Source organism: Rhizobium sp. BK376, assembly GCF_004341625.1.
In the GTDB taxonomy this organism is placed as follows: Bacteria; Pseudomonadota; Alphaproteobacteria; order Rhizobiales; family Rhizobiaceae; genus Rhizobium.
In genome coordinates this window covers 617656-639392 of record NZ_SLZG01000002.1, presented here as the reverse complement: position 1 = coordinate 639392, position 21737 = coordinate 617656, and the positions used below count along the sequence as shown (strand labels likewise).

At 60.1% G+C, this 21737-nt stretch carries 24 protein-coding genes; 11 read left to right on the top strand and 13 right to left on the bottom strand.

Annotated features, from left to right (window positions below; all coding sequences use genetic code 11):
- Positions 1 to 15: 15 nt before the first annotated feature.
- A complete protein-coding gene (locus EV561_RS07580) occupies positions 16 to 1158 on the bottom strand; it encodes a hypothetical protein (protein WP_132519389.1) in 1143 nt (380 codons plus the stop codon).
- 173 nt (positions 1159 to 1331) lie between these two features.
- Between EV561_RS07580 and EV561_RS07575 the strand changes: the two genes are divergently transcribed.
- Complete coding sequence (locus tag EV561_RS07575) at positions 1332 to 1796, top strand: MaoC family dehydratase (protein WP_132519386.1); 465 nt, start codon at positions 1332 to 1334, stop codon at positions 1794 to 1796.
- On the top strand, positions 1793 to 2260 hold the full coding sequence (locus tag EV561_RS07570; protein ID WP_132519383.1) for a MaoC family dehydratase: 468 nt from the start codon (positions 1793 to 1795) through the stop codon (positions 2258 to 2260). Before EV561_RS07575 ends, EV561_RS07570 begins: the two co-directional genes overlap by 4 nt.
- Before the next feature lie 54 nt (positions 2261 to 2314).
- On the opposite strand, the gene EV561_RS07565 is transcribed toward EV561_RS07570, so the two are convergent.
- The 4 genes from EV561_RS07565 to petA all read right to left on the bottom strand — a co-directional run bounded on the left by EV561_RS07565 (position 2315) and on the right by petA (position 5735).
- Positions 2315 to 2857: an adenine phosphoribosyltransferase gene (locus tag EV561_RS07565; RefSeq protein ID WP_132519380.1), complete on the bottom strand. Its 543-nt coding sequence runs from the start codon at positions 2855 to 2857 to the stop codon at positions 2315 to 2317.
- Between the two features lie 119 nt (positions 2858 to 2976).
- Entirely contained in the window at positions 2977 to 3843 is an 867-nt protein-coding gene (locus EV561_RS07560; RefSeq protein WP_132519377.1) for a cytochrome c1, read from the bottom strand.
- A gap of 23 nt (positions 3844 to 3866) precedes the next feature.
- A complete protein-coding gene (locus EV561_RS07555; protein WP_132519374.1) occupies positions 3867 to 5141 on the bottom strand; it encodes a cytochrome b N-terminal domain-containing protein in 1275 nt (424 codons plus the stop codon).
- Positions 5142 to 5156: 15 nt separating this feature from the next.
- Positions 5157 to 5735 (bottom strand): ubiquinol-cytochrome c reductase iron-sulfur subunit, encoded by a 579-nt coding sequence (gene petA, locus EV561_RS07550; protein ID WP_132519371.1) that lies wholly within the window; start codon positions 5733 to 5735, stop codon positions 5157 to 5159.
- Positions 5736 to 6118: 383 nt separating this feature from the next.
- Between petA and EV561_RS07545 the strand changes: the two genes are divergently transcribed.
- A complete protein-coding gene (locus EV561_RS07545; RefSeq protein WP_132519368.1) occupies positions 6119 to 7054 on the top strand; it encodes an endonuclease/exonuclease/phosphatase family protein in 936 nt (311 codons plus the stop codon).
- 3 nt (positions 7055 to 7057) lie between these two features.
- Here the strand turns inward: EV561_RS07545 and EV561_RS07540 are convergent, their stop codons facing one another.
- From EV561_RS07540 to EV561_RS07525, 4 genes are all read right to left on the bottom strand, one after another.
- On the bottom strand, positions 7058 to 8920 hold the full coding sequence (locus tag EV561_RS07540) for an ABC transporter ATP-binding protein (RefSeq protein ID WP_132519365.1): 1863 nt from the start codon (positions 8918 to 8920) through the stop codon (positions 7058 to 7060).
- 84 nt (positions 8921 to 9004) lie between these two features.
- Positions 9005 to 9337 carry a type II toxin-antitoxin system RelE/ParE family toxin gene (locus EV561_RS07535; protein ID WP_132519356.1) on the bottom strand — a complete coding sequence of 111 codons (333 nt, stop codon included), beginning with the start codon at positions 9335 to 9337 and terminating at the stop codon, positions 9005 to 9007.
- Positions 9334 to 9606, bottom strand: coding sequence for a type II toxin-antitoxin system ParD family antitoxin (locus EV561_RS07530; RefSeq protein ID WP_132519353.1), 273 nt, complete (start codon positions 9604 to 9606; stop codon positions 9334 to 9336). The genes EV561_RS07535 and EV561_RS07530 overlap by 4 nt, the downstream gene beginning before the upstream one ends.
- Positions 9607 to 9693: 87 nt before the next feature.
- Positions 9694 to 11547, bottom strand: coding sequence for an ABC transporter ATP-binding protein (locus EV561_RS07525; RefSeq protein ID WP_132519924.1), 1854 nt, complete (start codon positions 11545 to 11547; stop codon positions 9694 to 9696).
- 390 nt (positions 11548 to 11937) lie between these two features.
- Here EV561_RS07525 and EV561_RS07520 point away from each other — a divergent pair, with 390 nt between their 5' ends.
- The 4 genes from EV561_RS07520 to EV561_RS07505 all read left to right on the top strand — a co-directional run bounded on the left by EV561_RS07520 (position 11938) and on the right by EV561_RS07505 (position 15983).
- Complete coding sequence (locus tag EV561_RS07520) at positions 11938 to 12399, top strand: tRNA (cytidine(34)-2'-O)-methyltransferase (protein ID WP_132519350.1); 462 nt, start codon at positions 11938 to 11940, stop codon at positions 12397 to 12399.
- Between the two features lie 109 nt (positions 12400 to 12508).
- Positions 12509 to 13639, top strand: a complete 1131-nt coding sequence (locus EV561_RS07515) for a hypothetical protein (RefSeq protein WP_245512610.1) — start codon at positions 12509 to 12511, stop codon at positions 13637 to 13639.
- A gap of 216 nt (positions 13640 to 13855) precedes the next feature.
- Positions 13856 to 15496 (top strand): Na/Pi cotransporter family protein, encoded by a 1641-nt coding sequence (locus tag EV561_RS07510; RefSeq protein WP_132519347.1) that lies wholly within the window; start codon positions 13856 to 13858, stop codon positions 15494 to 15496.
- Between the two features lie 76 nt (positions 15497 to 15572).
- Positions 15573 to 15983, top strand: a complete 411-nt coding sequence (locus EV561_RS07505) for a VOC family protein (RefSeq protein WP_132519344.1) — start codon at positions 15573 to 15575, stop codon at positions 15981 to 15983.
- Between the two features lie 13 nt (positions 15984 to 15996).
- Here the strand turns inward: EV561_RS07505 and EV561_RS07500 are convergent, their stop codons facing one another.
- Entirely contained in the window at positions 15997 to 16257 is a 261-nt protein-coding gene (locus EV561_RS07500; RefSeq protein WP_132519341.1) for a hypothetical protein, read from the bottom strand.
- Positions 16258 to 16428: 171 nt separating this feature from the next.
- Between EV561_RS07500 and hemF the strand changes: the two genes are divergently transcribed.
- The 3 genes from hemF (at position 16429) to EV561_RS07485 (ending at position 18041) form a co-directional block, all read left to right on the top strand.
- Positions 16429 to 17340, top strand: a complete 912-nt coding sequence (gene hemF / locus EV561_RS07495) for an oxygen-dependent coproporphyrinogen oxidase (protein WP_132519338.1) — start codon at positions 16429 to 16431, stop codon at positions 17338 to 17340.
- Positions 17341 to 17424: 84 nt separating this feature from the next.
- Positions 17425 to 17703, top strand: coding sequence for a hypothetical protein (locus tag EV561_RS07490; protein ID WP_132519335.1), 279 nt, complete (start codon positions 17425 to 17427; stop codon positions 17701 to 17703).
- 152 nt (positions 17704 to 17855) lie between these two features.
- The gene (locus EV561_RS07485) at positions 17856 to 18041 is read left to right on the top strand and encodes a DUF1059 domain-containing protein (RefSeq protein WP_132519332.1); all 186 of its coding nucleotides are present in this window, start codon (positions 17856 to 17858) and stop codon (positions 18039 to 18041) included.
- A 2-nt stretch (positions 18042 to 18043) separates the two neighbouring features.
- Here the strand turns inward: EV561_RS07485 and EV561_RS07480 are convergent, their stop codons facing one another.
- The 3 genes from EV561_RS07480 to EV561_RS07470 are packed head-to-tail and all read right to left on the bottom strand — an operon-like array spanning position 18044 to position 20552.
- On the bottom strand, positions 18044 to 19300 hold the full coding sequence (locus EV561_RS07480) for a CCA tRNA nucleotidyltransferase (protein WP_132519329.1): 1257 nt from the start codon (positions 19298 to 19300) through the stop codon (positions 18044 to 18046).
- The gene (locus EV561_RS07475; RefSeq protein ID WP_132519326.1) at positions 19297 to 19932 is read right to left on the bottom strand and encodes a CoA pyrophosphatase; all 636 of its coding nucleotides are present in this window, start codon (positions 19930 to 19932) and stop codon (positions 19297 to 19299) included. The genes EV561_RS07480 and EV561_RS07475 overlap by 4 nt, the downstream gene beginning before the upstream one ends.
- Positions 19929 to 20552, bottom strand: a complete 624-nt coding sequence (locus tag EV561_RS07470; RefSeq protein WP_132519323.1) for a DUF1285 domain-containing protein — start codon at positions 20550 to 20552, stop codon at positions 19929 to 19931. The genes EV561_RS07475 and EV561_RS07470 overlap by 4 nt, the downstream gene beginning before the upstream one ends.
- A 159-nt stretch (positions 20553 to 20711) precedes the next feature.
- Here EV561_RS07470 and EV561_RS07465 point away from each other — a divergent pair, with 159 nt between their 5' ends.
- Entirely contained in the window at positions 20712 to 21725 is a 1014-nt protein-coding gene (locus tag EV561_RS07465; RefSeq protein ID WP_132519320.1) for a MoxR family ATPase, read from the top strand.
- Positions 21726 to 21737 lie beyond the last annotated feature (12 nt).

Sequence of the window (21737 nt, the reverse complement as noted above, 5' to 3'; positions counted from 1 at the left end):
CATCTCTTGCCGGCGTTATCTCAACGCCGGCAATTTCGTCTGTATGCCAAGCGGCAACCGTCCGACGATGGCGCGGCGAAGATGCGGCCAGCCGACACCGATCATAAGCACAAAGAGCCCCACGAGCAGAAGCGCGGCAAAGCCCGCCGTATCAACCTGCGCCTGGCTCTGGCGAAGAATGCTCACGATCGCGACACCAAGCGATACGAGCCCCGAGGTGACGAAGGCGCGACGGTCGATGATTACCCCCACGAACATCAGGATCAGAACGATCGCGACAATGACCGGCGCTCGCGAATAGTTGTCGAGGCTCGGAAACAGCAGCCCGGGATCGGCTCCGGCCTTGTCGATCTGAAGCCAGAACACCAGCATGATCGTGGTGTAGAGAAGCGCGGGCGCCGTCGCGAGATGCATCCAGAACGCTACATCGGAATTCCGCGTGACGCGACGCGGATCCTTCAGGTCGAAATACATGGCGACCGCGAACATTGCGAGCGCGGCGCCGAACAGGATGCAGAGTGTCAAGAATGGGCTCGCACCCTGTGGATGCGCCGGATCGCTGACGCCGCCGATCAGGAAAGGCACTCCGATCAGGTAGAATATCCCCGTGACCGCCAGCGCGAACAAAGACAGCAGCACCGCGGCAAGCGACAGGGGCACTCGGTACCGCCAATAGAACAGGCCGAGCAATGGGGGGAACGGTAGCAGCATCAGCATACCGGCCGCCAGGGCACTCAGACCGTCAAAATCGCCAAGGGCATGGTGCGCAACCACGACCGTCCCGATCCAGTAAACGAGCCAAAGCGTGAGCACGACAGCGGGAAGCGCCAGTCGCTGCCGCCGCACGAGAATTTCGACAAGCACGATTATCACCGGCAACTGCACATAGATGGAGAAAAGGCCACGCAGCCCGACCAGCAATACGATGATGCCGATCGTAATCAGGATATCGTGAAAGCCACGGACAAATCTCGGCGCCTCAGTATCCTCCAGGGGATTTACGTCATCCTCGCGAGTGCCGGAAGATGCTGCCATTCCTTCGGCGGGATCGAGCGGGACGTTCCTTTCCCTAAGGTAGGAGAAAAGCGTGTCGGCCTGGTTTCTTGTGATGATGCCGGCCTCGGCTGCGCCAATAAGCGCGGTCTCTAGATTGCTCATATCTTTTCCGCATGGTCATACACAGCCGAATGAAGATCACAGGACCGCTTTTCAATCAATAGGCGAAAATCGGCTCTCCTCTCAATGCGACCTTTCCACCTTCCTGTCTAAAAACACTTGCCTCCCCCCGCGTCGCATGCCATCTGCCCGGTCAGGGAGTGACGAGGCCTGCAATGAACAATCAGAAACTGAGCTATGAGGATTTTCCCGTCGGCCGGAGCTTTCCGCTTGGCCCCGTGACTGTCACGGCGGAGGAGATCATTGAATTCGCCACAGAATTCGATCCGCAACCCATGCATCTCGACGAAGCCGCCGGTCGCGCCAGTATTCTGGGCGGGCTCGCCGCCTCCGGCTGGCATACATCGTCGATCTTCATGCGGATGATGATCGACAGCTACATCCTGCAATCCCGCTCGGAAGGCGCCCCCGGCATCGATTTCATGGATTGGAAGAAGCCGGTGCTTGCCGGCGATACGCTGTCGGGCGAGTCTGTCGTGCTCGATGCGCGTCCGATGCGCTCCAGACCCGGCATCGGCATCACCAAGTTTCGCCATGAGATCAGGAACCAGGGTGGCGAACTGGTCGTACGCGCCGAGAATTCCGTCATGATCCGCATGCGCTCGGAGGCTGCAGTATGAGATTGCAGGAGCACCATCCGATCGATCGAAAGATCGAGCTTGGCAGCCATGTTTTCACGACGGAAGAAATCATTCGCTACGCCAAGCGCTTCGACCCGCAGCCCTTCCACGTGGATCCGGAAGCGGCGCGCCACACATTGTTCGGCGGCCTCTGCGCATCCGGCTGGCACACCTGCGCGCAATGGATGCGCGCCTTCATGGACCACTGGTCGAGGGAGGCGGCACAGCTAGAGCGCGATGGTCTTCAACCACCGAAGCTTGGTCCATCCGCAGGCTTCAAGAAGCTGCAATGGCTGCGCCCGGTCTTTGCCGGCGACACGGTGACCTTCTTCGTGACCTTGCTGGAGAGCCGGCCCATGGCCTCACGGCCGGGCTGGCTGATGAACACGATCCGTTGCGAAGGCGTCAATCAGGACGGCATTGCCGTCCTGCGCTTCGAGAGCAGCGTCCTCGAATTCGAGTGAGGTTACCGCAGCGATCTTGCGGATAGTGGCCGGCCGACACGCCGGCCTGCCGGCTCAGTGACCGGAGAATTCCACCAGCGTGTGCACCGGAACATCCAAGGCTTCGAGCTTGGCCCGGCCGCCGAGATCGGGCAGGTCGATGACGAAGCAGGCGGCAACGACCTCTGCACCGATTTGGCGCAGCAGCTTTGTCGCTCCGACGGCCGTGCCGCCCGTTGCGATAAGATCGTCGACCAGGATCACCTTCTCGCCGGGCGCGACGGCATCGCGGTGCATTTCCATTTCATCAACGCCGTATTCCAGGCTGTAGGCGATGCGCACGGTCTCGTGTGGCAGCTTGCCCTTCTTGCGGATCGGCACGAAGCCCGCGGAAAGCTGGTGCGCAACGGCTCCGCCGAGAATGAAGCCTCTCGCCTCCATGCCAGCGATCTTGTCGATTTTCGTACCGGCATAGGTCTGCACCAGTTCGTCGACGGCGCGGCGGAAAGCGCGCGGGTTGCCAAGCAGCGTGGTGATGTCGCGAAAGATGATGCCGGGCTTGGGGTAATCCGGGATAGAACGGATGCTGGCGGCAAGCTCGGAGGCAATGGTGTCCATGGAAATTCCGTATAGTCGAGGGGCATGATTGACGGCGCACACTATCAATTGCCCGCCTCCGTTACCAATAAAAAAGGCGACCACCCGGGTCGCCTTTTGCATGGAGCACAGAAGGATACTTAGTGTTCCTTGTTGGCGTAGATCGACCGCTTGGTGAGATAGATCAGAACCGTGAAGATCAGCAGGAACACCATGACCATGAAGCCGGTATGCTTGCGCTCCTCAAGATGCGGTTCGGATGCCCACATCAGGAAGGACGCCACGTCCTTGGCATATTGATCGACCGTCTGCGGCGAACCATCGTCATAGGTCACCTGACCGTCCGACAGCGGTTTCGGCATGGCGAAGACCGCGGCAGCGTGGAAGTAAGGATTGTAATGCGCGTTCGGCGGCACTTGGAAACCGGCCGGTGCGTCTTCGTAGCCGGTCAGCAGCGAGTAAATATAGTCCGGGCCGCTTTCCTGATACTGCGTGAAGATGTCGAAGACGAAACGCGGAAAGCCGCGCTCCACTTCGCGCGCCTTGGCGAGTAGCGACATATCCGGCGGCACGGCGCCGTTATTCGAGGCAGCGGCTGCCTCGGCATTGGCGAAAGGCGCCGGGAAATGGTCCGACGGAAGCGACTTCCGCATGAACATTTCGCCCTGCGGGTTCGGCCCATCCTGCGTCTGGTAGTTCGCCGCGAAGGTCTTGATCTGCGCATCGTTGTAGCCGAGATCGGCGAGCGTGCGGAACGGGACCAGGTTCATCGAGTGGCAGGCGGAACAGACTTCCGTGTAGACCTTCAGCCCGCGCTGGAGCTGAGCCTTGTCGTAGTAGCCGAAGGGACCGGAAAAGGTCCAATGCTGCTCCCGGGGCTCCTTGATCGGATAGGTCGGCAGCGCGGCTTCGGCGGGCTTTGGCTTGGCATCCTGAGCGACGGCCGCAGCGGTGGCCAAGCCACCCACGATTGCGACCGCCAGAAGGCTTGCAACGAGCTTCTTCATTGTTCTCTTCCCTCTCCCGTCACTCAAGCCTGGACCGGAACGGCAGCCTTGCCGTTCTGCTTTTCGAGGACCGCTTCCGTAATCGAGTTCGGAATGCGCCTCGGTGTCTCGACAAGGCCGAGAACCGGCATGATGACGAGGAAGAAGACGTAGTAGTAAAGCGTCGAAAACTGCGAGATCGTCACGTAGAGGCCTTCAGCCGGCTGCGAGCCAAGCCAGCCGAGAAGGATGGAATTGGCGACGAAGAGCCAGAAGAACAGCTTGTACCAGGGACGATAGACGGCAGAGCGAACCTTCGACGTATCGAGCCAGGGCACGAAGAACAGCACCGCAATGGCGCCGAACATGGTCAGAACGCCGGCAAGCTTCGAGTCGATCGGTCCGATGGAGAAGGTGATCGAACGCAGCATCGCGTAGAACGGCAGGAAGTACCATTCCGGAACGATATGCGCCGGCGTCTTCAACGGGTCTGCCGGGATGTAGTTGTCGGCATGGCCGAGATAGTTCGGCAGGTAGAAGACGAAGTAGGCGTAGACCAGTAGGAAGATGGAAACGCCAAGCGCATCCTTCATCGTTGCATAGGGCGTGAAGCGAACCGTATCGGTCTTAGACTTGATCTCGACGCCGGTCGGGTTGGTCTGGCCCGTCACATGCAGTGCCCAGATATGCAGGACGACGACGCCGGCGATCATGAAGGGCAGCAGGTAGTGCAGCGAGAAGAAGCGGTTGAGCGTCGGCTGATCGACGGCGAAGCCGCCAAGCAGGAATTGCTGCACCCACTCGCCGACCAGCGGGAAGGCGGAGAAGAAGCCGGTGATGACGGTCGCGCCCCAGAAGGACATCTGCCCCCAGGGAAGCACGTAGCCCATGAAGCCGGCGGCCATCATCAGCAGGTAAATGATCACGCCGAGGATCCAGAGGATTTCGCGCGGCGCCTTGTACGAGCCGTAGTAAAGGCCGCGTGCAATATGCAGATAGACCGCAACGAAGAAGAACGACGCACCGTTGGCGTGCATATAGCGCAGCAGCCAACCGTGATTGACGTCGCGCATGATGTGCTCAACCGAATTGAAGGCTATGGTCGTGTCGGCTGCGTAGTGCATGGCGAGAACCACGCCGGTCAGGATCTGCAACACGAGCATGACCGCCAGCATGGCGCCGAACGTATAGGCATAGTTGAGGTTGCGAGGAACCGGATAGGCAACAAAGCTGTCGTAGACCATACGCGGCAGCGGAAGCCGCGAGTCAATCCACTTTTCGAGCCCTGTGGACGGCTCGTAGGACGAATGACCACTCATGATTCAGTATCCCCCTCAACCGATCTTGATCACTTTGTCGGATGTAAATGCATATTGCGGAATGAAGAGGTTCATTGGCGCCGGACCCTTGCGGATGCGACCGGCGGTGTCATAGACCGAACCATGGCAGGGACAGAACCACCCACCATATTCTCCCGAGGTTCCAAGCGGAACGCATCCCAGATGCGTGCAGGAACCGATCATTACGATCCAGTTCTCCTTGCCCTGCCCTGCCGTTCGCGCAGCATCCGTCGCCTGAGCGTCTGCCGGCAGGTTGGCGTTGCGCGCGATCGGATCCTTGAGGTCCGAAATCGGCGTATCCTTTGCGTCGTTGATTTCCTTGTCCGTGCGGTTGCGGATGAAAATCGGCTTGCCGCGCCATTTTGCCGTCAGCGACATGCCCGGCTCGAGGCTCGAAATGTCGACTTCGATCGAGGCAAGAGCAAGCGTCGATGCATCGGGCCGCATTTGATCGATAAAGGGCCACGCAACCGACACGGCGCCGACAGCACCTGCCATTCCAGTAGCCAAATATAGGAAATCTCGGCGAGTAGGCTCGCCTCCGGCTTCACTGCTCGTGATATGCTCGCTCACGCTGGACCATCCTCTTCCGCAAAGGCCGCGGTTCAAAAGACCGCAGCACCCCCTCTAACGGCGAATCGTTACGACATAATTCCGCCATAGATTCCTCCGTATCCCGCCGCGTTCTAAGCTTGATCGCAAACTATGTCCAGTCTTGGCAAGCAGTGGGGGCACAATGTCGCGGGAAAAGCCTCCCATCGGGCCGTCACAGCTCAGCTTAGTTTCAGCTTCATCGGTTAAGTCGCCCTAACCGCATGAAATGGTGCATGATTCACCCAAGAAGAATTCTCGCCGCAAAGCGAAATAAACCCTGAAATTCTTGCTGCGTTGCAACAATACGAGCGCTGTGCTACGCGCTTGACCGCAACTCTCCAACCGAGGTCCAGAACGGCATCATGAGAGACACGATCTACTGCGTTCTATGTGTCCTCCTTACCCTTGCACTCGTCGTACTCTCCGGCCGCTACATTATAGGCGATCTCTGGCTGCTCGCCTTTTTCGAAAGCCTGCAGACCCATTTCAGTCTCGCGTGTATCGTCGGTGCGCTTCTTGCCTTCGCCGTCAAGCGGCATTGGTATGCGGTCCTTCTCGGCATAGTCGCAGTCGCCCTGCTTGTGCATTCCGTGATCATGTTGAAAGAACACTCGGCAACAGCACCTGCCGCAGCAGCAACGCCGACCTACCGGCTGCTCTCCTTCAATATCGACAACGACAATTTTGCCAACGGCGAGCGCATCGCTGACCTGATCATCGGCTCGAAGGCCGACGTTGTGGAAGTGTTTGAAGCGCAGCCGTTGCTGTCGCAGATGGCTCGTCTCGAGCAGGCCTATCCCTATCGCATCGGATGCGGAGCCGTCACGAAGGATTGCGATTCGCTGCTGCTTTCAACGCGCCCGTTTCAGCGGCAGTTGATCCGCAACCTCAGCGTCCTGTGGCAGCAGCGCTTCTTTATGGCAATAATCGATTTTGACGGGCAGCCGATCAATTTCGCCTCCGCCCATCTCAGCAAACCCTATTTCGACGAATTCCACGAATACGAACTCACGGTGCTCTACTACATCCTCTACTGGATAAAGGGCCCGACGATCCTGGCCGGGGATTTCAATGCGTCGGTCATCGCTCCGGATATGCAGAAATTCCTGGCACGCGCGGGTTTGAATCATGTCTTCCCGGAGCCTTCGACCTGGCCGATTGAAGCGGGCGCCTACGGCATCAGCATCGACCACGTCTTTGCAAGGCCACCACTTCAGTTGAAATCGGTCAAGCAGATCCCCGATGCGATGGGATCGAACCACTACGGGCTGATGACGGAATTCACGATCGCCAAATAGGCGTCACACGGCGTCGACGGCGATGAAGCCACCGGACTGACGCGCCCATAGCTCGGAATAGAGGCCGCCCCTTGCGATCAATTCCGCATGGGTCCCCTCCTCGATGATCTTGCCCTTGTCGACGACGATCAGGCGATCAAGCGCGGCGATGGTCGAAAGCCGGTGTGCGATCGCAAGCACCGTCTTGCCCTCCATCATGCCGGACAGATTGGACTGGATCGCTTCTTCCACTTCGGAATCCAGCGCCGACGTCGCCTCGTCGAGAACGAGGATCGGCGCATCCTTGAGCATGACCCGCGCGATCGCAATCCGTTGGCGCTGACCGCCCGATAGTTTCACGCCGCGTTCACCAACATGTGCCTCGAAACCCGTCCGCCCCTGTTGATCGTGCAGCCGCTCGATGAAATCGAGCGCCTCGGCCCGCCGAGCGGCTTCGACAAGTCGCGCCTCGCCGGCATCAGGACGGCCGAAAAGGATGTTGTCGCGAACGGAGCGGTGCAGCAGCGCCGTATCCTGGCTGACGACGCCGATCTGCATGCGCAGGGATTCCTGGCGCACGGCGGCAATGTCCTGGCCGTCGACAAGGATGCGCCCGCCTTCGACGTCGTAGAGCCGAAGCAGCAGGCTCACAAGCGTCGATTTGCCAGCCCCCGAACGCCCGACAATGCCGACCTTTTCGCCGGGAGTGATGGTCAGCGAGAACCGGTCGATCACGCCGCTTCCCTTTCCGTAGTGAAAGGAGACGTTATCAAAGCGGATGCCGGGCTGCCTGACGACGAGGTCTTTCGCGCTGGGCCGGTCGACCAGCGACAGCGGCTGCGAGATCATTTCGGCCGCGTTCTGCACCGTGCCCAGATTGCGCATGATGCCGTTGAATTGCGTCATCAGCCGCGCGAGCAGGAAATTCAGCCGCAAAACCAGCGCCAACGAGAAGGCCACGGCGCCGGAACTGACAATCCCGTGCAGCCAGAGATGCACGCTGATGGCAGCCATGGTCACGATCATCAGGCCGGAAAGAAGCGCCATCGATGCGCGAACGCCAGTGATGAAGCGCGTGAAGCTCAGCACCGTTTCCTGGAAGAAATCGAAGCCCTGCCGCATGTAGCGGTCGCTTTCCTCGTCACGCGAGAAAAGCTTCAGCGTCTGAATGTTCGCATAGGCGTCCACCATGCGGCCATTGATCATCGAGGCGGCCTCTGCCGTTTCGCGCGAGTGATAGCGGATGCGCGGCACGAAGTAGCGTGCCAACACCGAAAAGGCGCACAGCCAAAAGACCACGACAGCCGCCAGCGACCAGTCGAGCCGTCCGACCAGCGCAATCGTCGTAACCGCGTAGATCCCTACGAACCAGACGCTCTCCATTAGCGACGTCACGAGATCGCCTGCCGCCTGCCCGGCCGACCAGACCTTGGTGACGATGCGTCCGGAAAAATCGCTCTGGAAGAACGCAAGTGACTGGCGGGAAACGTAGAGATAGGCCTGCCAGCGTGCCAGATTGTAGAAGCCCGGCGTGATCACCTGCTGATCGATCAGGGCGATGAGGAAGGCGACGGCAAAGCGCACGAGGCCGATCAGCCCGAGCATGCCGAAAAGCTCGAAGCCGTGAGCCGCCATCAGCCCATTCCAGCCATCCGTCGGCTTGATGGTCGCGAGAATATCGACGAGGCGGCCAACGAACCAGAAGAGCGTCGCCTCGATCGCCGCCGACGTCCCTCCAAGCAACAGCATCGCCGCGAAGGCCCATTTCGCCTGCCCGACATAGAACCAGATGAACCCGCTCGCCGATTTCGGCGGCTGAAGGTTCTCACGGTGCTGGAAAGGATCGATCCAGGTCTCGAAGAATCGGAAAAGGGATTTGACGAGCATAAAGCCGATATAGGCTCATTGCCGCTCCGCGCCTAGCAAGGCTGCGGCGAACGGCGGGTTATATTTTCGTCATGCGCCAAGCCGTCAATATTCGGAGGCCGGGTCATCGTCTCCCAGGATGCCTTCGATATCTCGCCTTGCATGAAGCACACGAAGGACAAGGATCACGTCATCCCGGACGAGGTAAAAGACGCGCATAGCTTCAAAGCCGATGATCGCGCGTGACCGCAGACCATCAAGAGCTACGTCCGCAAAGTGTTTTGGTGCACCGGAATGGGGCGCATCCGCAATCCGTTCGAATGATTGTCGGGTGTTTGCGAGAAACCGCTCGGCAACATCATCGCGACTCAGGTCGGCATAGTAAGCAATCTGCTTTAGGATATCCGATCGCGCAGCCGGCTGGATCACCAGCCTCATGAAGATTTCTGCCGCGACTTGCCCTTGGCCAGAAGCTCTGCGGCCTCCGCCTTGAGTCCAGTCCAGAATTGTTCGGTCACGCCTTCACCCTTGCCGGAGCTCAGGCCTTCGAGCAGCAAAGCTTGGAGGCGCGCATCATTTTCCTTCTCCTGCGCCTCCCGCAGCAAGCTGCGGACATATTCGCTGACGTTGCCGAAGCCCTTGTTGGCAATCTGCGTCTCCATGAATGTCTTGAGGCTTTCTGGAAGCGAAATCGTAACAGTCGGCATGAACATCTCTCCATCACCCAGAGTGATTTCGACCGTAGCTGCGATCTTAACTGTTCACAATAGTTAAGATCGCAGCAAATCGTCTGTCTACTCCGCCGCCGCTTCCGCCTCTTCATGATCGGCGAGGAAGCCGCCGGACTGGCGGTTCCAGAGGTCGGCGTAGATGCCACCCTTGCTGACCAGATCATGATGCGAGCCCATCTCGATGATGCGCCCCTTGTCGAGCACGACGAGCCGGTCCATCTCGGTCAGCGTCGAAAGCCGGTGGGCGATCGCGATGACCGTCTTGCCCTGCATCAGCGCGAACAGGTTCTCCTGGATCGCCGCTTCGACTTCGGAATCAAGCGCCGAGGTCGCCTCGTCGAGCACCAGGATCGGCGCGTCCTTCAGGAAGACGCGAGCGATCGCGATGCGCTGACGTTGTCCGCCCGAAAGCTTGACGCCGCGCTCGCCGACCTGCGCGTCGAGACCGGCCCTGCCCTGCATGTCCGAGAGCCCCTCGATGAACTCCCAGGCATTGGCGCGCTTTGCCGCCTCGATCACCTCGGCATCGGTGGCGTCTGGCCGGCCATAGGCGATGTTGTCGCGGATCGAGCGATGCAGCAACGAGGTATCCTGCGTGACGACGCCGATCAGCGACCGCAGGCTTTCCTGCGTCACCTTCGAGATATCCTGCCCATCGATGGTGATGCGGCCGGCCTCCAGATCGTAGAAGCGCAACAAGAGGTTCATCAGCGTGGTCTTGCCGGCGCCCGAACGTCCGACGAGACCGACTTTTTCGCCCGCATGGATATCGAGCGTCAGATCCTCGATGACACCCTTCGCCTTGCCGTAGTGGAAGCGGATGTGATCGAAACGGATCGCACCATGCTTCGTGGCCATGGTCGGCGCATTGGCAGCATCGACGATGTCGTGGTTCTTGGTCATCATCTCGATGCCGTCATAGACCGTGCCGATATTCTCGAACAAAGCCGAGACTTCCCACATGATCCATTGCGACATGCCGTTGAAACGCATCGCGAGGCCGACGGCGATCGCAATCGCACCAATGGAAATCGACCCCGTCATCCAGAACCAGATGGACAGGCTGGCGATGACGAAGAGCGCCACGCAGTTGTTGACGTAGACGCTCGCCTGGAAAACGCTGACGTAGCGCATCTGCCCGTGGACCGTCTGCAGGAACTCGTCCATCGCTTCCCTGGCATAGCCTTCTTCGCGGCCGGCATGGGAAAAGAGCTTAACCGTGCTGATGTTGGTATAGCTATCGACGACGCGTCCGGTCATGGTCGAACGTGCATCCGCCTGCATCGCCGCGATCTTCCGCAACCTCGGAATGAAGTAGCTGACGATGCTGACATAGATCGCGAGCCAGAACAGGATCGGGATCATCAGGCGCCAGTCGGCAGCCGCGACGATGACGATCATCGAGATGAAATAGGTGACGACGTAGACGAAGACGTCGAGCACCTTCATCACGCTCTCGCGAATGGCAAGCGATGTCTGCATCACCTTGGTCGCAACGCGTCCGGCGAACTCGTTGGCGAAGAAGGTCATGCTGTGACGCAGCAGGAAACGGTGCATCTGCCAGCGGGCGATCATGGGATAATTACCCAAGAGCACCTGATGCATGATCAGCGAATCGAGGATGGAGGCGACCGGCAGGCCGACAAGCACCATTGCGCCCATCCAGAAGAGCTTCCAACCCTGCGTCTGCAGGAACGTCGCTTTATCGGCATGAGACAGCCAGTCGACGATCTCGCCGAGGAACTGAAAGAGAAACACCTCACCGATGGCAATCGACATGGTGAGCAAGCTCATCATGGCAAGCCAGGGCGCTGCGGGCTTGCTGTAGTGCCAGCAGAAGGCAAAGAGACCCCGAGGCGGAACATCGGGTTCCTCGCCCGGAAAAGGGTTCAACCGCTGTTCGAACCAGCCAAACATGAAATGCTCCAGAACGTCTGCATCCGGCTCGGACCGCTGCATCTTGATTTGCAGCCTATATGGGAGCCCGGAGATTGAAGAACGAGGCCGCGATGGCCGCGCAACGGATCGAAAAATCAGGAAGTGTGCGAAAAACCGCTAGGATGCTCGGATGGTTACCATGGCATCACGGTAAGGAGGCGCACATTTGCAAAACTGATCATTCGAGCCTCCCTAGTCGCTGGTTGTGGAGCACAGGCGTTTTACCCGTCATTTCCGGCTTTGAAAAGTGAAAATCGGCCGAAAACGCCCACGGAATGTGCACTTTTTCTGATGGGAGCTATCAATTTTGCCGGGTCCGACAGCAGATCGCGGTTGAGATTGGCGTCCGATATCGTCTAGACGGACATGATGAGCCTCCTGCAAATCGCCCTTTACCAGCCCGACATTCCCGGCAACACCGGCACGATCCTGCGTCTCGCCGCCTGCCTCGGCCTTGCCGTCGACATCATAGAACCTGCAGGCTTCGATATTTCCGACCGAAACCTGAAGCGCGCCGGCATGGACTATCTCGCGGCTGTCACGCTGACGCGGCATGTGAACTGGGATCGCTTCGAGGAATGGCGGGCAGAAACCGGGCGTCGCCTGATCCTTGCCTCCACCAAGGCAGCCGAGCGCTATACCGATTTTTCCTTCAAGAGCGACGACATCCTGCTCTTCGGACGGGAAAGCGCCGGCGTGCCGGACCATGTGCATGACAAGGCCGACGGCCGCATTCTGATCCCCATGATGGAAGGCCAGCGCTCCATCAACGTCGCCATGTCTGCTGCCATGATTGCGGGCGAGGCACTGCGCCAGACAGGCTGGGCGTAATCGCCGCAGGTCCCGGTCTGCGCCCGGATTGCCGTTGGCATCCTATGCAGTTTATGCGAAGCTTGCCCCAGGAATGCTCTAACTTTCGGCAACCTTGGCGAGGTCACCCATGTTTCAGACAGCATTCACCCTTACCATGGCTCAATTCGCGCGCAGCCTCAGCCTTCCCGAAAGGCTGCAGCGGACGCCATCGAGAAATCTGGCGCTGGAAGCACTACGCCAGCGCAACACGGCTTTGGATGCCCTGTTCTACGACGTGAAGGTGATCACGCCGGAGGAAGCCTTCTACATCAGCGATTCCCTTGCTGCGCAGGGTTCGATCATGATCGTGCCGCCGACCGGACAGGGCTCCCTGACCCTTTGCGACACCTTTGAGGAATTCGTGCTGCGCGGCGGACGTGACGTCCACGCATTGGCTATAGCAGGCATCGGCGGATCGGCGCTCGGTGCCGCTGCCTTCGCCCGGAACGTGGCGGACGCAGCAAATGCCCCCGTCGCTGTCGTTGTGTCAGGCTACGGCCTTGCCGATATCGTCACGGAGGCATTCGGCGGCCACTTCTTCTTCGGCCATCTCCGCGGCCTGCGCCCGACTTTCGAAGCGCTGGATGATCTTGCAGGCAGGCCGAAATTCGGCGCCGCTGAAAAGACCGAGACCGAGCACCCATCGCGCGTCTGCCTGGACACCAGAACGGTGCGCGCCCTGCTCGGCGATGCCCGTCTGTCGTTCAATCTTCTCGTCGGCCATTCCAAGGGCAATCTCGTGCTGTCGGCCGCCCTGCACGACCTCGTCAAAAGCGATACCAGCCGCGCGGACCTCCTGGCGCGGCACATCAAGATCGTCACCTTCGGCTCGCGCATCGCCATGCCTCTGGTCTTCACCGATGTCGTTGATGTCATGGGAGCCTGGGACTGGTTCGGCGAGATCAACTCCCGCTCCTTCATCCCTGCGGATCGGTACATATCCAACGCCGGCCACCACACCAATACCGACCTTCCAAATCATATGCCGGTAACCGATACGCTGCGGGAGATCTTGCAAACGGCGACAAGGATTGAAGAAAGCCCTGCTGCGTCCGACCGGAATGTCGCGGCTCGTCCGGATATTGCCCCGGCCTCACCTGCCCGCAAGACGGGCAGCAGATCGGCCAAGAAGCCTCCTTCAAAAGAGGCAATCGCCAATGTCGCAGCTCAAGAGGCAGCCGCCAGAGAGCAGCCAACGGAACACTCCAAGCCGCATTGATCGCAGAACACGCGCATTGGCCGGACTCCGCCGGAATATGTCGCACCCGGTGTTGAAAAGCCCGCGCTTGGGCTCATATTAACATTAGCCGGCAACTGAATCCGGCACCCGGAGCCATGCGCTTTTCAATGCTGAAAAACATGCCTTTTCAGTAGCTTGCGCAAATCTTCTGAATCAATCTGTCCGACGGCATGAGAAAGAATAAAAAGACTTTAGATGCAATCGACCGTCGTCATGATCAATCTGTTCGGTGCCGTGGCGCTTCTGCTCTTCGGCCTGGCCCAGATTAAGGATGGTGTATCGCGCGCCTTCGGAGCCAAGCTTCGGACGGGCCTCGCACGCGGCACCAAAGGCGGCATCCGTTCGTTCTTTTCCGGTTTCGTCGCGACGATCGCCCTGCAGAGTTCGACGGCAACCGCGCTGATGGTCGCCTCCTTCGTCGAGCGCGAGCTGATGCAGCCGAAAATGGCGCAAATCGTCCTCCTCGGCGCCAATGTCGGCACCGCGGTCACGGCGTGGATCGTCGCGACAGGCATCGAATGGCTGTCGCCGCTGATCATCCTCGTCGGCATAGGCCTCTATCGCCGCGCCTCCAGCAGCCGGCAGGGCTTGGGCCTCGCGCTGATCGGCGTCGGGCTGATGCTGCTGTCGCTGCAATTGCTGAGCCTTGCGACGGAGCCGATGCGCCAGTCGCCCGCACTGGCCGCCTTCGTCGGCCTGCTCGATGGCGCACTGCCCGTGGCGCTGATCTTTTCGGCGACCCTTGCCTTCGTCTCCTCCTCGAGCCTAGCCGTCGTCGTCCTCATTCTGTCGCTCGCATCTGCTGGCATCCTGTCACCCGGCCTGACCGTCGTTCTCGTTCTCGGCGCCAATCTCGGCGGCGCCATACCGCCGGTCCTGGCAACCCTGCAGGGTCCGGCGACCGCCCGCCGCGTGACGCTCGGCAACCTGATCGTCCGCGCCATCGGCTGCCTGATCGCCATGCCGCTCGCAGGTCCGCTCGGCGATCTCCTGCAGCTGCTGCCGACGCCGCCCTCCAAACTGCCGGTCGACGCCCATCTTCTCTTCAATATCGCCCTCGCTCTGCTCGCCTGGCCTTTCTCCCCCATGTTGTCGCGGCTGATGACGCGGCTTGTGCGGGACGATCCGGCGAAAGACGACGGGCCCAAATTTCTGGACGATGATGCCCTCGGCACCCCGACCATGGCCCTGGCCAATGCGACCCGCGAGGTCCTGGCAGTGGGCGACCTGATCGAGCGGATGCTCATTCGCACGGAGAATGCCTTCAACCGCGACGACATGGCCCCGCTGAGCGAAATCGCTCCGCTCGAGCGGCGTGTCGATCAGCTGCAACAGGAGGTGAAGCTCTATCTCTCGAAGCTCGGAAGGACCGGGCTCGACGAAGAAACCGGACGCCGCTCGATCGTTATTATCGACTATGCGATCAACCTCGAGCACATCGGCGACATCATCGAGAAGGGCCTTTGCGAGCAGGTCCGCAAGAAAATAGCGAATGGTCTGGCGTTCTCCGGCGACGGCTACAAGGAGCTGCAGACCCTTTTCGACCTGACCATCGACAATCTGCGCGTCGCCCAGACAATCCTGGTCACTCGCGACTTCGGCCTTGCCCGCCAGCTCATGGAAGTGAAGGTCAACGTACGGCGGATGGAGAAGGAATCCTCCGAACGCCATCTGGAACGCCTGCGCGACGGCCGCGTCGACAGCCTGCAGACCAGCTCGCTTCATCTCGACATGCTGAGAGACCTGAAGCGCATCAACGCCCATATCATCTCGGTCGCCCACCCGATTCTCGACGAGAGCGGGCTGCTGATTGAGAGCCGCCTGCGCAACGCATGAGCCGCTGTCTTCCTACCCCCTTCACATTTCCATGATAGCACCTCCTGGAACCATATGGTGAAAGGAGCGAAACATCATGCAGCTTGTACCCTGCCTGGCCTTTAACGGCGATTGCCGACAGGTTTTCGAATTCTATCATCAATGCCTGGGCGGCGAGATCGTCGCCATGGTGGATTACAGCCACCCCGAGGTTGCCAATCACGTTCCGCCCGACTGGCATGACAAGATCATGCATGCACGCCTTGTTACCGACAACGCCGTGCTGATGGGATCAGACAACCGCGGAGAGACGGGAAAGAACGACGGCTTTTCCGTCGCGGTTCAGGTGAGCGACGAGGAAGAAGCCGAGCGGATATTCGCCGCATTGTCGGAAGGCGGGACAGTGACGATGCCGATCGGCGAGACCTTTTGGTCGTCACGCTTCGGCATGTTCGTCGACCGCTATGGCGTGTCGTGGATGGTCAATTGCGAGAGGCCGATGGGTTGACCCGACCGAAAACTCAATCGGCCGAAGGCAGGCGGCGCATGGTGAATTCGATACGGTCACCCTCGACCTGCCGCCAGCTTTCGACTTCGGTCCAATAGGCAGCTTTCGGAAACGCATCGAACCACTCGCGCGCCTTGGCGCGAGCCTCGGGACGGCTGAGGCAGTAGGTCTCGCGAACGAACTCGCCCCTGCCCCCGGCGGTCTTCTCCTGCCGGTGACGGGCAATTCTGCGCTTCAACCCATCAAGGGGCGGCGGTCCTGGAATTTTCGTCATAAAGCCTCGCCTGTGCCCCAAAAAGATAATATTGCCTGCGGCAATTTGCGAGTCGAATCTCGGATCGGCTGTGACCGCTCATGCTGGCCGCAACCCGGCCTTGCTGCTAAGCAGAAGCGGAAATCGAAGTCATACGAGTCGCCGGGAACGGCGACCTGCCGGAGAGCATGAATGGAACGCCCGCAAATCCCGACGGGACTCCCCGCCGACATTGAAGACAAGAAGGTAGCTGCGCGTGCCTGGTTCGAAGAGCTGCGCGATACGATCTGCGCCCAATTCGAGGCGCTGGAAAACGAGCTTACCGGCCCGCTCGCCGACCAGGAGCCTGGCCGTTTCGTCGCCAAGGACTGGCAACGGGATAATGGTGAAGGCGGCGGCGGTCGCATGTCGATCATGGAAGGACGCGTCTTTGAAAAGGTCGGCGTCCACACCTCGACAGTCTTCGGCGAATTTTCCGCCGATTTCCGCAGCCAAATCCCCGGCGCAAGCGAGGATCCTCGCTTCTGGGCATCGGGCATCTCGCTGATTGCCCATCCGGTCAATCCCAATGTCCCGACCGTGCACATGAATACGCGCATGGTCGTCACGACAAGCCGCTGGTTCGGCGGCGGCGCCGACCTGACGCCGGTCCTCGTCCGTCGCCGCACCCAGGAGGATGTTGACACCCAGCTCTTCCATCGTTCGATGCAGATCGCCTGCAACCGGCATCCGGTCGCCGATTACGAGCGCTACAAGACTTGGTGCGACGAGTATTTCTACCTCAAGCATCGCAACGAGGCCCGCGGTGTCGGCGGCATCTTCTACGACTGGCTGCATTCGGCGGAAGAGGCCGGCGGCTGGGATGCCGATTTCGCCTTCACCCGCGACGTCGGCCGCGCATTTTCGATGGTCTATCCGAAGATCGTGCGCTCCAACTTCAATCAACCATGGACCGAGGAGGATCGCGACGAGCAATTGATCCGTCGCGGCCGGTATGTGGAGTTCAACCTGCTCTACGACCGCGGTACCATTTTCGGATTAAAGACGGGCGGAAACGTCGAGTCGATCCTGTCTTCGCTGCCCCCGGTCGTCCGGTGGCCCTAATATTAAATCATGGCGAACGGGCTACAATAATTCCGTAAACATACTACGTTATCATTAGCACGTTACAGTCTGGAGGAGATTGTTATGTCTAAGGAAAGTAGTGCAGCCGACAGCGCGGATACTGATGACGTTTCGCGAACAATTGAGACGCCGGAATTCCTAAAACGTCTTGCCGAAGATCTGAAGGAAAAGAGCGGTTCCGATCTGCCGCTCTCCTGCTTCATCGAGCAGGTGAAAATGCAGCTCGCCGGAAAATCCCGAGCTGAAGTGCTGCGGATAGCCGCCAATCAAAGCAAGAAGCCGATGCCAATGCCGACCTACGAAACGTCGGATTGCTTCCGAGCCTGGGCGATGCCCGAATAACGATATGAGATGTTAGACGCCTGGTTGCCGGAGGAGGCAGATCAGGCGCTGAACTTTTCTCGACGCCCTGCGTTTCACCGTCAGACCTCGTGCATATGAGATCGATATGCACGAGGCCTTTGCATGCCTAAATCAAACGTAAGGAGACAGCTATGCGACTGTTCGAATGTGGCACTCTCGTTCCCGGATGCGACTGGCACACCCGCGCCGACAACGATGCTGAAGTCGTCAGACGTGCCGTGGAACACATGAGAACCGCCCATGGCGAAACCATTATTCGCGAAAACATGGTCGACAACATCAAGGCCCGCATCCGCAACGAGGCGAACGCGGCCTGACATCAGGAATTTGCCATCTCTTTCAGCCGGGCGAGCAGCGTCGCCCGGTCAATGGAGAAGTTTGCGTCGATCCACTGCTGCTCAAGCTTGCCGAGCACCGCGCCGACCTGCGGCCCCGACGCGATCCCCACTGCGAGAGCGTCGGCGCCGTTGACCGGAAATGACGGCTTCTTCCATTTGATGGCGCGCTGCAGCAGATTGCTCAGCCTCGCCGACCGGGCCATCTCGTTGAAATCCCCCTCGGCCTTGCTTCTGGCAATCGCCAGCGCCAGCCTCAGGCGCATGATGACGCCTTCGACGGATTGCCGGTAGAGCAGCCGGTCGAAAGCAGCCTCCGACAGATCATCCTTGACCTCTGATGACATGGCCCAAGCCTGCAACTGGGCCGCTTCGGCCTTGGAAAGCCTCAGCCTTTCGCTTAGCTTCGCCAGCCGTTCCGCATCAGGAGGAACGATAGCCGCAAGCCTCAGCAGCGGATCGGGAACCCAGCCGAGCGCCTGTTCGGTGGCGATGAGGCCCGGAACGGCATCAATGCCCCATTTCTCCGTTTCCGGCAGGATTTCGGTCAGGGCGCCGACCTGGCGCATCCAGAGCAGCGCGCGACCGGGATCAGGTGCTGTGAGCAGCTTCTTCGTTTCCGACCATACACGTTCCGCCGAAAGCGACTTCAGCGTCGAGCGGGCGGCAGCACAGGCGCGCAAGCCGTCGGCATCCGGGCGACCGCTGCCATAATAGGCAAAGAAGCGGAAGAAGCGGAGGATACGAAGGCGGTCTTCCGCAATCCGCTGAGCCGCCTCGCCGATAAAGCGGACATTGCGCTTCTCGATATCGGGCAATCCGCCGACGAGGTCGATCACCTCCCCATCCGCGGTAGCATAGAGCGCGTTCATCGTCAGGTCCCGCCGTTCGGCGTCCAACTGCCAATCCGTGCTGAAGGAAACTTGCGCATGGCGGCCGTCGGTTTCCACGTCACGCCTGAGGGTCGTCACTTCGAACGGCCTGCCATCCACGACGAGAGTTACGGTGCCGTGGGCGATACCTGTTGGCACGGCCTTGATGCCGGCGGCAACGGCGCGCTCGGTCACCGCCTCCGGCAGCAGCGTCGTCGCAATATCGACGTCGGCGACAGGCAGTCCCAGCAGGCTGTTGCGCACGGCGCCGCCGACCACCCGCCCCTCGCCGCCATCGGCGTTGAGAAGGGCCAGCACGCGCTTCAATGCCGGATCGTTGAACCAAGTCTCGGCCGCGACCGTGGTCATGCATAAAGCCTTTCATAAAGAGTGCGGACGATACCGGCAGTAATGCCCCAGATCATCCTTGAACCATAGGGCATCCGGTAGAAATGCCGCTCCATGCCCTGCCAGTTCATGCTGTCGCGGACGTGGTGCTCGGGATTCATCAGGAAAGAGAGCGGAACCTCGAAGACATCGTCGACCTCAGTCGGATTGAGGTCGAGACCGAAGCCGCGCTTGACCACCGACAGCACCGGCGTGATGCGGAACCCCGTTGCCGCCAGATAATGCGGGAGGCGCGCCACCGGCTCGACGAAGATATCGGCAAGACCGATCTCCTCCTGCGCCTCGCGCATCGCCGCCATTTCGGGCGAGTCGTCGCTCGGGTCGACAGCGCCGCCGGGAAAGGCGATCTGCCCGGAATGCTTGCGCAGCGTCGACGTGCGCAGCGTGAAGATGACCTTGGCCTCCTCGCCGTCATCGACCACGGGAACGAGCACCGCCGCATCACGCAGCTTCATTCCCTCGACATGCTCGATGGTCAGCGGATTGAGCAGGTGGTCGCCATGCTCTCGCCATGAGAGCTCGACCGGATTGCCATTCTGGTTGAGCGCGCGACGACGAAATTCATCGGCAGAATAGAGGGGTAATTCGTTCATGACGCCAGAGCATCCAGTTCCGCCGCGGGCATGACCGGAAAGACGGCGCCGCCGGATCGGACGCAGAACATATCCACCCCTGATATTTCAAGCGTTTCGCCAAGCTCGATAAGGTCATACATCACCGCCCGCGATACCAGCGCCTCAAGGCGGCCACGGACGTGCAGATAGGGCTTCAACTCCTTGTTTTCGCCATGAATGACAAAGCGGATCGGATATTCCTCGCCCGCCTCGACGACGTCGCCGACATTGGTGCGGAACGTCAGGATCTGCTCTTGGCCGCGCATGGTTCTGCTCATCTCGACCGCCAGGAACGGCGCATCGACAATCCTGATCCCGACCTTTTCCACAGGGGTGACGAGATAGGTCTTGCCGTCCTCGTCCTTCCGCAGGACGGTCGAGAAAAGCCGGACGAGCGGGGCGCGGCCGATCGGCGTTCCCATGTAGAACCAGGTGCCGTCGGCGCGGATTTCCATGTCGATATCGCCGCAGAACGGCGGGTTCCAACGCTCCACCGGGGGCAGACCGCGCTTGCCATCACCGCTCTCGCCGGCCGCACGCGAAATCAGCGCGGCAAGGCCTGCGGCATCGCTCGTCCCTCTGATTTCTTCGGCTGCCATTCTTCCGTCCCGGTTTGACCTTAACCATTTAAACTCACGAGATAGTCATTCGCTCGCCGCTTGTCAGCCATCTTCGTGGGGATAAGTTCTATCTGTTGCGAGGCGAATGTGTAAGAACTGCGAATCTCCGTTACCACCTTCCAGATGCTGGAGATGCACATGGGCATGATGAATTCGACTGAGACTGGCCTCGACGAACAGGCAATGATCGCTTCGGCTGAACAGGCTTTAGGCGATATCGCCTCCATCCGCCAGGAAGTGTCGAAGGTCATCTTCGGTCAGGAAGGCGTGGTCGAAAAGACGTTGCTCGCGGTGCTGGCTGGCGGCCATGCGCTCCTCGTCGGGGTACCCGGCCTCGCCAAGACCAAGCTCGTGACGACGCTTGGCGACGTTCTCGGCATTTCCTCCAACCGTATCCAGTTCACCCCGGACCTGATGCCGTCGGATATCCTCGGCTCCGAGGTCATGGACCAGGATGAGAATGGCCGACGCTCCTTCCGTTTCGTCAAGGGCCCGGTCTTCACGCAGCTATTGATGGCTGACGAGATCAACCGCGCGTCGCCGCGCACGCAGTCGGCGCTGCTACAGTCCATGCAGGAATACCACGTCACCATCGCCGGCCAGCGTTTCGATCTGCCCGCTCCCTTCCACGTGCTCGCGACGCAAAACCCGCTGGAGCAGGAAGGCACCTATCCGCTGCCCGAAGCGCAGCTCGACCGTTTCCTGCTGCAGGTGGATGTCGGCTATCCGGAACTCGCCGACGAGCGCAAGATCCTGCTCGAGACGACAGGCTTGCACGAAACGACGCCGCGCGCTGTCATCGATGCCGACCGGCTGCTGCAAATCCAGAAGCTGATCCGGCAGATGCCGGTCAGCGACGGCGTTGTCGAAGCCATTTTGTCGCTTGTGCGCTCCGCGCGCCCAGGACAGGGCAACGCATCGACCGACAAGCATGTAGCCTGGGGACCAGGCCCGCGCGCCGGCCAGGCCATGATGCTTTGCACGCGCGCTCGCGCGCTCTATGAGGGCCGGCTCGCACCGTCGATCGACGATGTCCATGCGCTCGCCGAGCCGATCCTCGAGCACCGCATGGCGCTGACCTTCGCCGCGCGTGCGGAAGGCATGTCGGTACGCGATGTGATTGCGGGGCTTGTCAAGCAGACCAAGGCGTAAGGAGAAACCGGC